Origin of the sequence: Leeuwenhoekiella aestuarii (genome assembly GCF_004104055.1) — a bacterium.
In the GTDB taxonomy this organism is placed as follows: Bacteria; Bacteroidota; Bacteroidia; order Flavobacteriales; family Flavobacteriaceae; genus Leeuwenhoekiella; species Leeuwenhoekiella aestuarii.
Genome location: NZ_QOVJ01000004.1, coordinates 39,467 through 52,022 on the forward strand (window position 1 = coordinate 39,467; position 12,556 = coordinate 52,022).

Below are 12,556 nucleotides of genomic sequence, written 5' to 3' on the forward strand. Positions count from 1 at the left end.
TCAAAATGCAGATACTCATAAATCTCCACCTTCCGGTTTTAGCTTCTCTAGCTTTTCTATATCTTTAGTTTTCTGATATTATTTTTATGAACTTAAAACGTTTGGGTATTAGCTTGTTTTTCATTTTCGCATTCGCGGAAATAGGTATTGCACAAGAACAAATAACTGGCCCCCTAATTGAAGGTTTCGGAAATACTTACACAGTTCCTGCGCCTGATCTTCCTGTAAATACAACTGAAGATTATAAAGTAGTTTTTGACATCGCTAAAGCCCCGGAAGATCCTGCTTCTTTAAATCTATATTTTAATACTATAGCTCGTTTTCTCAATATGCACGTTGCTACAGGAGTTGATAAAAATCGATTAAAGCCTGTACTAGTCGTACACGGCAGTGCAGCTTTTGGTTTACTGAAAAATAAATATTATAAGGAGAAATTTGGTGTTGACAATCCTAATCTAGCCTTACTAAACAAACTTCATTCTTTAGATATCCCCGTGATTCTTTGTGGGCAAACCGCCGGTTCTCGTGATATTTCAAAAGATAAGCGTTGGGAACATACAACACTTGCTTTATCTGCAATGACCGCATTAATACATTATCAGAATCTAGATTACGCATTAATTTCCTTTTAAATAAACATATGAAAAAACTACACACACTAGCATTTTTAACCCTTGGTACTGCTGCTTTTGCGCAAACTCCAGATCCAGAAATCACTGCTGCTGCAGAAGCTTTAGAAGATCAGGTGATCGAATGGCGTCATGAAATTCATGAACATCCGGAATTGAGTAACCGCGAATTTGAAACGGCTGCTAAAATCGCAAAACATCTTAAGTCATTAGGTATAGAAGTAGAAACTGAAGTTGCGAAGACTGGCGTTGTAGGTATTCTTAAAGGAAATCATCCCGGTAAAGTTGTAGCCCTACGTGCAGATATAGACGCACTCCCGGTGACTGAGCGTAATAATTTACCGTTTAAAAGTGAAGTTACCGCAACCTTTATGGGCGAAGAGACCGGGGTAATGCATGCTTGCGGTCACGACACACATGTTGCTATTCTTATGGGTACAGCTCAGATTCTAGCGGAAAATAAAGACAAAATTCACGGTACCGTAAAATTTGTTTTTCAGCCAGCTGAAGAAGGACCCCCACCGGGTGAAGAAGGTGGTGCGGCTTTGATGATTAAAGAAGGGGTCCTAAAAAATCCGGATGTAGATGCTATTTTTGGACTGCACATAAACAGTGCAACTCCGGTAGGAACCATCGCTTATAAACCGGGCGGCACAATGGCTGCCGTAGAACGATTTGTTGTAAATATTAAAGGAAAACAAACCCACGGATCTCAACCTTGGGGTGGTGTTGACCCCATATACATCGCCTCTAAAATTATTGACGGATTTCAATCTATTATCAGTAGAGAATCTAACTTATTAGTAGAGCCTGCCGTAATTACCGTTGGTAAAATTTCTGGTGGAGTTCGATTCAATATCATTCCTGAAACTGCAGAATTAATAGGTACTGTGCGTACCTTAGATCCTGATATGCGTGAATTGATCATACGTCGTATGACTGAAATGAGTGAAGGTCTCGCTAAAGCCTATGGCGGAAGCGCTACAATAGAATTTCAGAGTAACACAGCTATTACTTATAACGACCTTGCACTTACTGAGCAAATGCTACCTACTCTTAAAAGTGTCGCAGGCGAAGATCATGTAAAACTGGTTAAAGCAACTACCGGCGGGGAAGATTTTAGTTATTTTCAGGAAGAAGTTCCCGGTTTTTATTTCTTTTTAGGAGGAATGACTCCAGGAAATACGCAAGCTTATCCACACCATACACCTGATTTTCAAATTGACGATGACGGATTATTATTGGGTGTAAAAACAATGAGTCAATTAACACTTGATTACTTAAACGCTAAGTAGATCATATTCATGCTCAAGAGCATTTAAATCTCGATCATTGAGAAATCTATTCTTTTCTAGAAAAGCGAATGTAATTACACATTCGCTTTTTTATGTGTCAAATTTTTCCTCTTAAGTATTTAGAAAGGGTTAATAATTCTTAAATTCTCAACTTAGAGCCTTTCAAAAACATAGGAAACACTAAGTTTGAAGATTGAATTTTTTAAATCCCGTTATGAACGAATTTCTAACATTTTTAGGCAACATACCCTGGTGGTGCTGGCTTTTAACTGTGCTTGTAATCATTGGTATTCGCGATGTATTTTTCAATAAAAAACACATCATCACGCATAACTTTCCTGTGGTGGGACATATTCGCTATATGTTAGAAAGTATTGGCCCAGAATTACGTCAATATATCGTTGCAAATAACCGTGAAGAACTTCCGTTTAATCGAATTGAGCGTGGCTGGATTTATGCTTCCGCTAAAAATCAGAATAACTATGAAGGTTTTGGTACCGATCAAAATATCTATGAAGCCAATTACATCTTTATAAATAATGCGATGATGGGATTTAAAGTTCCTGCAGAACATCCCAATGCTAAAAACCCCTATTTTCTCCCGTGTGCAAAAGTGATGGGAGCCTACAATAAACGCCGTAAACCGTATAGACCGGCTTCTGCAATTAACGTATCTGCTATGAGTTTTGGTTCGCTTTCTGCACGTGCTATCGAATCGCTCAATAAAGGTTGCAAATTGGCCCACGCGTACCATAACTGTGGCGAGGGTGGTTTGTCCCCTTATCATAAACAAGGTGCAGATGTGATCTTTCAAGTAGGTACCGGATATTTTGGGGTACGAGATGAGAACGGAAATTTTTCGATGAAAAAAATGATTGCTTTAGTCGAAGCAAACCCGGAAATCAAAGCGATCGAAGTTAAGTTATCACAAGGAGCAAAACCGGGTAAAGGTGGCGTGCTTCCTGCTTCAAAAATAACAAAGGAAATTTCTGAAATACGTCACGTACCTATGGGTAAAGATGTGATTTCTCCTGCGACCCACACGGCTTTTGATGGCGTAGAAGGACTATTGGAATTTGTAGAACAAATTGCTGAAGCTACCGGACTTCCCGTAGGTATTAAAGCCGCAATAGGAAAACTACAAGATTGGGAAAAACTAGCCCAATTGATGGTTAAAACCAATAAAGGACCAGATTTTATTCAGGTTGACGGTGGTGAAGGTGGTACTGGAGCGGCTCCTCCTAGCTTTGCTGATCACGTATCTTTACCTTGGGTTTATGCGTTTAGTGATTTATATAAAATCTTTAAAAAACACCACCTCACAGAACGTATTGTTTTTATAGGCAGTGGTAAGTTAGGCTTACCGGCAAAAGGCGCGATGGCTTTTGCGATGGGAGCTGACGTAATCAACGTAGCTCGTGAAGCGATGCTTTCTATAGGTTGTATTCAGGCCAAAGCATGTCACAATAACACCTGCCCAAGTGGCGTTGCTACTCAGAACAAATGGTTGCAAGCCGGTATTGATGTTGAAGATAAAGCGGTGCGTACCAATTTTTACTTTAAAAACTTTAGAAAAGAATTACTCGAGATCACACACGCCTGTGGTTATGAGCATCCGTGCCAGTTAACTACAGAAGATGTTGATCTAACTCTAGGCGATAAAAACTTAAGTCAGACTTTAGCGGCTTGTTTCAGTTACCATAAAGTAGATGTCCCTTTTGAAGGCATGTCATCTTTACTGAACTGTGAACATTTGGGTGGAGAATACGATAAAGAAACCGTTAAGCGTGAAAACAGTAAAATAAAACAATTTGAAGACGCTGTAAGATACTAATTTATGAATATGGATGATATTTTAGATATTTTGATTTCTGTAGGACCAGCAATAGTTGTTGCCCTACTCGCCTATTATTTCTTTGATTCCTTTATGAAGAGTGAAGAAAACAGAAGACGTTTCTTACTTCATAAACAAAATCAAAAAGACACGTTGCCTTTACGATTACAAGCTTATGAACGTCTTACACTTTTTTTAGAGCGTATAAGTCCCAACCAACTTCTAATTCGAGTAAAGCCATCATCTGATGATAAAAAATCTTATGCAGATTTATTAATTGCAACCATAGAGCAAGAGTTTGAACACAACCTCACCCAACAGATTTATATTTCTAATGAGTGCTGGAGTGTGATCAAGTCATCAAAAAACACCCTAATTCAGCAACTAAGAAAAGGAGTTGCAAACACAGAGTTGAATTCGGCTCATGGCCTTAGAGCGTATATTTTAACAAATTTTGATGAGTCTCATAATCCTACTTTACTTGGTTTAGATTATCTTAAGACTGAGGTTCAGGAATTATTTGATTAAAACCAAGCGTATGCGTAATATTTTACTTTTTATAGTCGGTATATTTCTAATCATATCTTGTGATGAAGAAAAGCCTATGAGCTCTATTGATCCTATAAACTGGGAAAAAAGACGCGCAGAAATACCTGTAAATGACTCGCTGCAACTAGCTAAAACCTACTTGGGTATTTATTCTGAAATCTATAGTACTTCTGAGCATCTTACTCACGACCTGACCGTTACTGTAAGTCTTAGAAATACCAGCGAAACCGATCCTATTTTACTTACTAAAGGAGCGTATTATGATACCAGCGGAAAACCAATACGCACCTATTTTGATTTCCCAATAACGCTAAAACCCCTTGAGACTGTAGAAATAATTATTGAAGAAGGAGACAAAACCGGTGGTACAGGAGGAAATTTCATTTTTGACTGGTTAGATGATTCTGAAGTTACAGACCCTATTTTTGAAGGGATTATGATTTCTACGCGTGGCACACAAGGTTTGTCATTCACTTCTATAGGTAAGCGCATTAAATAAGCTATTATAAATCTCGTTTAACCCCTAAGGTATGAATCTCACTATTGAGAACATCGTCCTCGTTGGCTCTGTTTTACTTTTAATAAGTATTGTAGTAGGTAAAACCTCTTACAAATTTGGTGTTCCTACCCTATTGTTATTCTTAGGTATTGGGATGCTTGCCGGATCTGATGGTATTGGCGGAATTAAATTTGACGATCCACAAATCGCCCAATTTATTGGAATTGTTTCGCTTAACTTTATTCTATTTTCGGGAGGTTTAGATACCAACTGGTCATCGGTAAAACCTATTCTTAGAGAAGGGCTTGCACTTTCTACTATGGGCGTTTTGCTTACGGCCGTCACCCTAGGGGGCTTCGTTTATTATGTGACTGATTTTACGATTTATGAAAGTCTTTTACTGGGCTCTATCGTTTCTTCAACAGATGCGGCTGCGGTTTTTTCTATTCTTCGTTCTAAAAGTCTCGCTTTAAAAACCAACCTAAGACCCACGCTAGAGCTAGAAAGCGGTAGTAATGACCCGATGGCTTATGTACTTACTATTGCCTTTCTAACACTTGTGATCAATCAGGATAAAGGTTTAGCTTCTGTAATCCCGATGTTACTAACTCAAATGATTGTAGGCGGTGTTGCAGGTTTCGTTTTTGGAAAATTGAGTAAACTCACCATTAATAAAATTCAACTAGGCTTTGAAGGACTCTACCCGGTTCTCGTTATTGCGTTGATGTTTATCACCTTTTCAGCCACAGAATTTATAGGAGGAAATGGGTTTTTAGCCATTTACATTTGTGCCGTTTATCTGGGGAATCAAGACTTAATTCACAAACAGACTATCCTCAAAATGTTTGACGGTCTTGCCTGGTTGATGCAGATTGTTTTGTTCTTAACCCTTGGTTTACTGGTCTTCCCGACTCAGGTTGTTCCGTTTATAGGCATTGGTCTTTTGATCTCTTTATTTCTGATTTTTATAGCCAGACCCGTTGGGGTTTTTATAAGTCTAGCCTTTTTTAAGATGAAAATGCGACGTCGCTTTTATATCTCGTGGGTGGGTTTAAGAGGTGCTGTGCCTATTGTATTTGCTACTTATCCATTACTCGCTGGTATTGAAAAAGCACATATAATTTTTAATATTGTGTTCTTTATTTCGCTTACTTCAGTTTTAATTCAAGGTACAACACTTTCTGTAGTTGCAAAATGGCTAAAAGTAGGCTTACCGGAAGCAGCTAAACCCAAAGATATGGCCGGTATGATTTCTGAAATACCCAAAACAGCTATGAAAGAAATTGTGATCACACCGCATTGCAACGCTATTGATAAGAAAATCGTTGAATTGGGTTTTCCTAAAAATGCCATCATTGCAATGATCAAGAGAAACGAAAAGTTTCTTACACCAAAAGGTTCTACTGTAATTCATGACGGCGATACACTAGTTGTACTTTCTGAAGATGAAGAAGGACTGGATGATGTTGTGCGCTGTCTCAATACCTAAATGGAATTCACAAAATCTCTTTATTTAAGTTGAAGTGACGCAACCAAATCAAACATATAGCATCTTTTGAAAAAATCTATTATGAAAATTAAAACCCTATTTTTAATATTTTCGGCTTTTATTGCATTCAGCTGTGATTCTATTTCAAAAACTACTACAGAGGAATCTGAAGAATGCATTAAAATTGAGACTGCATATGTTTCTGAAGTTACGGGAGAGCTAGAAATTGAAGCTGGCAGTACGCTTGACTTGACGGTTTCTTTTCCAGTTATGAGCGGCTGTGGTCGATTCAACGAATTTAAAGAAAGTGTGTCAGGCAAGACCATTACCATCGAAGTTGAAGCTATTTACGAAGGATGTATCTGCACAATGGATATTCCAATCCGCACTACCACGTATGCTTTTAAACCTTCAGAAAAAGGAGATTACACCTTGAAGTTTAAAAGTTCTGACAGCGATTATATCGAAAAAACAATCACGGTTAATTAAACCTGAATTATTCAGTCTCTGAAATTTCACGGAGTTTATTATCCTGTGCGTGTTTTGCTTTAGCTGCGGCGTAATCCCAACCTTGCTGCCACCAGTTTGACATTAATTTTTTATTGAATATCAGACTGTTCTCAGTAAGTTTAGAGGGTGTATAGTAAAGGTTTAATGGCACGTCTTTATTTATTGCTGCAAGTTTTCCCACAATCACATCATGATATTCTACCTGATCCATCAGAAAGCCAAATAGGTTTACCATCAAAGAAAACGGGTTTTTACCCAGGACTTTGTTGTACTCCATATTTTCTGACTCCAAAATAATAGCGTCAACTTCTGTTGCACCGCGGCGTATTGCTTCCCGAATAGGAACAATACACCCAAAACCGCCGTCTGCATACTCAAAACCATTCTTTTTTACCAGACTCATAAACGGCACATAATTACAACTGATCCATACCCACTCACAAAAATCATCGTAGTCCCAATTCTTGATCGATTTATACTCTACGGTATTTTTGGTGAGGTTAGATACTGTCACAACCACATCTGCAGTCTGATGCTTTATAGTTTCAAACTCTGATTTAGATAGGTTTTTCCTGATATTCTTGAGCAGATTTTTACTTTCACCAAACGTACGTTTACGTCTGATGAATTGCCAAACCGTGTTCCAATAATTGATAGATACATACTCCCGGTTTCCTTTCTTTTTTATATTGAAAGGATTCACGTTAAAAATGGTATTCTGGTTTACTTGCGTATAAACTTCGTATGCCCGTTGTATATTATTATTTGCTAATTGAGATATCAAAAGACTTCCGGTAGAAGTACCTAAAAAAAGGTCATATTTATGTCCTTGTTCTTGCATAAGGTGTTGCGCTACACCACCGGCATAAGCTCCTTTACTTCCTCCTCCCGAAATTACTAATGCCCGCATCAGCTCAATTTTTCTGCTAAAAAGATTTTCTGTTTTTCGTCTTTGATATTGAGTTTTTCCAGCTCCTTACGATAATTTTCATTCTTGAGCACTTCATCTAAAATCTGCTTACATGTTTGTGCAAATCGCCAATTGTGATGAAAACACGCTTCTACTAAATTCTCTAAACTCTTGGGCTCAAAAAGTTGAAGCTGGTACAATTTTGTAAACGCCTGCTCGCGGGTCTCAAAAGAATATCTATTACCTGTAAAACGTGTCAAACGAAAAAACTGATCGCGTATATAAGCTTCTTCATAATCAAGTGTAGAAATAGCAAGGGCCAGCCAAGCAATCTCTACATTATGATTAGCAAAGCCCTGAACACCTTTCATCTTATCTAAATAGTTATGACGATCTCCCGGAAAAGAAGACCATAAATTCATTAATGCCAGTTCGCGAGTGATGTAAGAATCATCATTAAGCATACGCTCATAATTGGTTTTCATTGAAGCCGGCACTTTGCGCACTGTTTGTGCAATCGCCTGTCTTACCCAAGGATTATTAGTATAAAAAGCACGCTCATAAATACGCCCGGCAGCTTCCGGAGAAACATCTGCCAACTGGTAGATCGCCTCAGGGCCCGAGTATTTATCTGGTAATGCTAAAAGCTCAAATAATTTTTGTGACTTCTGCCCAAAAGTAAGCTTACGCAAACCAACCGTTCTTTTGTATCGCTGAATCACCGGGTATTCTTCAAGCGTTGCTATAGCTTCTTCATATCTAAATTCTGGACTGTTCAACCAGTTTTCTTCAAAATCTAATAAATCCTGACCGCTGGCTGCACGAGCCTCAATTAAAAAATCTTCAGTCTCTACATTGCTGAATTTATGTTTTTCTAAATAGTTTTTAACTGCTGTTCTAAACGCATCATCACCTATTTCTAATCGTAACATATGCAAAGCCCAGGCTCCTTTTTGATAAAAAGTAAGCGAGCTCGCTTTAGGATCGAGCAATGCCTCACCATTACCTTTATCTGTAAGTTCTTTAAGCTGCATAGCAGATTGAAAAAGCTTCCACGCATAGATTTCTTTACCCATTACATCAGCCTCGGCTAATAACGCATAATACGTTGCAAAACCTTCTTGCAGCCAGTGATGCGTTCCTGAAGTTTCGGTAACATAATCACCAAACCACTGATGTGCTAGTTCGTGGGCATTTACATTAACATAATTACGATCTGTAAAACCACTACGGTCAACCATATATTGATCGCTAAAAACAGTTGCCGTTGTATTTTCCATACCGGCATATAAGAAGTCTTTTACCGGAACCTGCTTATAATTAGGCCAAGGATAAGCAACTCCTATCTCTTCCTCTAAAAAGTCAAACATATCATCACTATAGCGATAGGTTGTCATCACTTTAAGCGAATCTTCTGGATAATAATACAAATCAATAGGCACTCCAGATTCTGATCTGCGCTTTTGTTTGCGATAATCGCCCAAAATAACCGCTACCAGATAACTAGACATTGGTTCTGACATCTCAAAATGCCAGATGAATTTCTCGTCGCTTTCTTCTTTTTCTTTTAAAACTCCGTTTGCGATAACTTCCTGACCTGGATAAGCAATTACCGAAAGATCAAACTCGATCTTATCATTCATATCATCTATACTAGGCAACCAATTTGAAGTGTATTTACCCTGTCCTTGTGTCCATATTTGCTGAAAACCACCATTATTTACAAAGTAAAGTGCTTTGTTAGGCTTTGCGGTATACTTCAGTTTGAGGTTATAAGTATTACCTGCCTCAAAACTCTGAGTAAAAATAATTCTACCTTCATCAGTATGTGTGCTTATCAATTTACCGTCAAGTAGCGATTCATATTTAGTAATATTTTTTGCGTCGAGATACACAAAATCAGCATCGCTTTTCATCGTGAATTTAACCTCCATATTTCCGGTGACAGTGCCCTCGACAAAATTAAAATCAAGTAATGCATATATGCGTTCAAAGTCTACCGTTTCGGTCTGTTGGGCGTATGTTGTGCTTATCAAAAATGCAGCGATAAGCGAAAAAATCAATCTCATAAAATCAAACTAATGAATAGGCTGCCAAATTAAGGATTTGATTTTAAAACCGCTTGTTTTAAACGTAGAGAAAACAAGAATAAAATAATCGGGTTTTATATCTTCGTTTTTTGATGCTATAATTCTTACTAAATAATGCTAAAACGAGAACCCTTTTTTCTTATTTTTCTTGTGATCGTTACGGCTATCATACAATTTTTAGTATTCGGGATAGCTGGTTTTCAAATCGATAATGATATAGATATTAATATACATGACACCTACTTTATACTATCTGGTTTATATATGTTGCTAGGTATTTTCACGCTACTTCTTTTCTTGGGTTATGGAATTAAATTACTGATCTTTAAAAATTCAGGAGTAATCCCAGGCATACTTTTTATACTATCGTGTATTCTAATCCTTCTATTTTTGTCAGAATTGAATCCTGTTTTTAATTCGCAAAATTTAAATATTCAACCCCTCGGAAGCAATTCTGCCTTATTTGGAAACGATACTTTTATTAAAGTATTAAACAGTATGAGGTTGTTTATCCTGATCCTTTTACTGGTTGTTAGCCTTACCACTGGTAAAAAAATAGTAAAGATTATAAAACAATGAGCGGCAGTAAACTTCAAACTCCAATAGATTACTTGAAAGGCGTAGGACCTAACCGGGCAAATCTGCTGCGTTCAGAATTGGGTATCCATACCTATCAAGACTTACTAAATTTATTTCCCAACCGCTATATTGATAAAACTCAATATTACCAGGTAAGTCAGTTACAACCTACCAGTGCAGATGTGCAAATCATTGGTAAAGTCACACATCTTAAAACTGTTGGGGAAGGTCGCTCAAAAAGATTAGTCGCTACTTTTATAGATCAAACCGGTTCTATGGAACTGGTGTGGTTTAGAGGCTTAAAATGGATTCGAGAAGGGTTAAAAATCAATGTGCCTTATGTTGTTTTTGGAAAAGTGCAACGCTTTGGCAGCACCTACTCTATCGCGCATCCCGATATGGAATTGCTTGAGGAACATGAGAAAAGTATACGTGTTGCTATGCAACCGGTTTATCCTTCTACAGAAAAACTCAGTAACAAAGGCATCACAAACCGGGTGATGAATGCATTGATGCAGACACTGTTTCAAGAGGTTCATAAGAGTATTGAAGAGTCACTTTCGCAAGACATACTAACCGCTTTAAAATTAATACCGAAACGAGAAGCCTACCTCAACATTCATTTTCCGCAAAAACAACAAAAGTTAGGACTGGCGCAGTTTCGGTTAAAATTTGAAGAACTCTTTTACATTCAGTTGCAGTTACTTGTTAAAAACAAACTGCATAAGCAAAAAATCAAGGGGTATCCATTTGAAAATATAGGCGATAACTTCACTACTTTTTACAGTAAACACCTGCCTTTTAAATTAACCGGAGCTCAAAAACGCGTACTCAAAGAGATACGTAATGATCTTGGAAAACCGGCTCAGATGAACCGACTATTACAAGGGGATGTAGGCAGTGGCAAAACGATTGTCGCACTGATGACGATGCTTATTGCTCTGGATAATGGGTTTCAGGCTTGTTTGATGGCTCCTACTGAGATTCTAGCTATTCAGCATTTTCAAGGAATTAGTGATTTGTGCGAGCAGTTGGATATCAAGATCGCATTACTTACCGGATCTTCTAAAACCAAAGAACGCCGTATCATTCACGAAAGTCTTGAAGACGGTTCATTGCATATTTTAATAGGCACGCATGCCCTGCTTGAGGATAAAGTTAGATTTAAAAATCTGGGCTTGGCAGTGATTGACGAGCAACACCGCTTTGGAGTTGCACAGCGCAGCAAACTCTGGCATAAAAACGAGCTGCCGCCTCATATCTTGATCATGACCGCGACACCTATTCCACGTACTTTGGCGATGAGTGTTTATGGAGATCTGGATGTTTCGGTGATAGATGAGCTGCCACCGGGTAGAAAAGCAATCAAGACCGTGCATCGTTTTGACAATAACAGACTGAAAGTTTTTGGTTTTATCAGAGATGAAATCAAAAAAGGGAGACAGATCTATGTGGTTTATCCATTGATTCAGGAAAGTGAAGCTCTGGACTATAAAGACCTGATGGATGGTTATGAAAGCATCGCCAGAGAATTCCCAATGCCAGACTATCAAATTTCTATTGTTCACGGGCAAATGAAACCTGCTGATAAAGATTTTGAAATGAATCGCTTTGTTAACGGAGAAACCCAGATTATGGTTGCGACTACGGTAATTGAAGTTGGTGTTAATGTACCCAATGCTTCGGTGATGATTATTGAAAGTGCAGAACGTTTTGGGCTTTCTCAATTGCATCAGTTACGCGGTCGTGTAGGTCGCGGTGCAGATCAGAGTTATTGTATTTTGATGACGGGACATAAATTATCTGAAGATTCAAAAACGCGTTTACAAACTATGACCAGCACAAATGACGGTTTTGAGATTGCGGAAGTAGACCTTAAATTGCGTGGTCCCGGTGATTTGATGGGAACTCAACAAAGTGGTGTACTCAATCTTAAAATTGCTGATATCGTTAAGGATAATGAGATTATGAAAATCGCCAGAAACTATGCTTCTGCCCTCCTCAAAGAGGATCCACAACTTGCAAAGCCAGATAATCTTCCTATTAGAAAAACGTATGCAGCGGTGATGAAGTTTAAAAATATATGGAATTACATCAGTTAATAAACCTTATAATTTCAGGATTATAACCTGATTATTAAAGCTTCTCTTTTTGTTCTAAAAAAGTATTCTT

At 38.0% G+C, this 12,556-nt stretch carries 10 protein-coding genes; 8 read left to right on the forward strand and 2 right to left on the reverse strand.

Annotation, left to right across the window (positions count from 1 at the left end):
- The first annotated feature begins 86 nt into the window (after window positions 1–86).
- From DSM03_RS11860 to DSM03_RS11890, 7 genes are all read left to right on the forward strand, one after another.
- Window positions 87–632 carry a DsrE family protein gene (locus DSM03_RS11860; protein WP_128762149.1) on the forward strand — a complete coding sequence of 182 codons (546 nt, stop codon included), beginning with the start codon at window positions 87–89 and terminating at the stop codon, window positions 630–632.
- Window positions 633–640: 8 nt separating this feature from the next.
- Complete coding sequence (locus DSM03_RS11865; RefSeq protein WP_128762148.1) at window positions 641–1,924, forward strand: amidohydrolase; 1,284 nt, start codon at window positions 641–643, stop codon at window positions 1,922–1,924.
- A gap of 214 nt (window positions 1,925–2,138) precedes the next feature.
- Window positions 2,139–3,758, forward strand: coding sequence for an FMN-binding glutamate synthase family protein (locus tag DSM03_RS11870; protein WP_128762147.1), 1,620 nt, complete (start codon window positions 2,139–2,141; stop codon window positions 3,756–3,758).
- A gap of 9 nt (window positions 3,759–3,767) precedes the next feature.
- Window positions 3,768–4,286, forward strand: a complete 519-nt coding sequence (locus DSM03_RS11875) for a DUF7935 family protein (RefSeq protein ID WP_128763170.1) — start codon at window positions 3,768–3,770, stop codon at window positions 4,284–4,286.
- A gap of 10 nt (window positions 4,287–4,296) precedes the next feature.
- On the forward strand, window positions 4,297–4,806 hold the full coding sequence (locus DSM03_RS11880; protein WP_128762145.1) for a DUF3124 domain-containing protein: 510 nt from the start codon (window positions 4,297–4,299) through the stop codon (window positions 4,804–4,806).
- A gap of 31 nt (window positions 4,807–4,837) precedes the next feature.
- On the forward strand, window positions 4,838–6,295 hold the full coding sequence (locus tag DSM03_RS11885) for a potassium/proton antiporter (protein ID WP_128762144.1): 1,458 nt from the start codon (window positions 4,838–4,840) through the stop codon (window positions 6,293–6,295).
- Between the two features lie 81 nt (window positions 6,296–6,376).
- Window positions 6,377–6,784: a hypothetical protein gene (locus DSM03_RS11890; RefSeq protein WP_128762143.1), complete on the forward strand. Its 408-nt coding sequence runs from the start codon at window positions 6,377–6,379 to the stop codon at window positions 6,782–6,784.
- 7 nt (window positions 6,785–6,791) lie between these two features.
- Here DSM03_RS11890 and DSM03_RS11895 read toward each other — a convergent pair whose 3' ends face one another.
- Window positions 6,792–7,715 carry a patatin-like phospholipase family protein gene (locus DSM03_RS11895; protein ID WP_128762142.1) on the reverse strand — a complete coding sequence of 308 codons (924 nt, stop codon included), beginning with the start codon at window positions 7,713–7,715 and terminating at the stop codon, window positions 6,792–6,794.
- Window positions 7,715–9,784 carry a M1 family metallopeptidase gene (locus tag DSM03_RS11900; RefSeq protein ID WP_128762141.1) on the reverse strand — a complete coding sequence of 690 codons (2,070 nt, stop codon included), beginning with the start codon at window positions 9,782–9,784 and terminating at the stop codon, window positions 7,715–7,717. The genes DSM03_RS11895 and DSM03_RS11900 overlap by 1 nt, the downstream gene beginning before the upstream one ends.
- Before the next feature lie 596 nt (window positions 9,785–10,380).
- On the opposite strand from DSM03_RS11900, the gene recG reads away from it, so the two are divergent.
- Window positions 10,381–12,486, forward strand: coding sequence for an ATP-dependent DNA helicase RecG (gene recG, locus DSM03_RS11905; protein ID WP_128762140.1), 2,106 nt, complete (start codon window positions 10,381–10,383; stop codon window positions 12,484–12,486).
- Window positions 12,487–12,556: the final 70 nt, after the last annotated feature.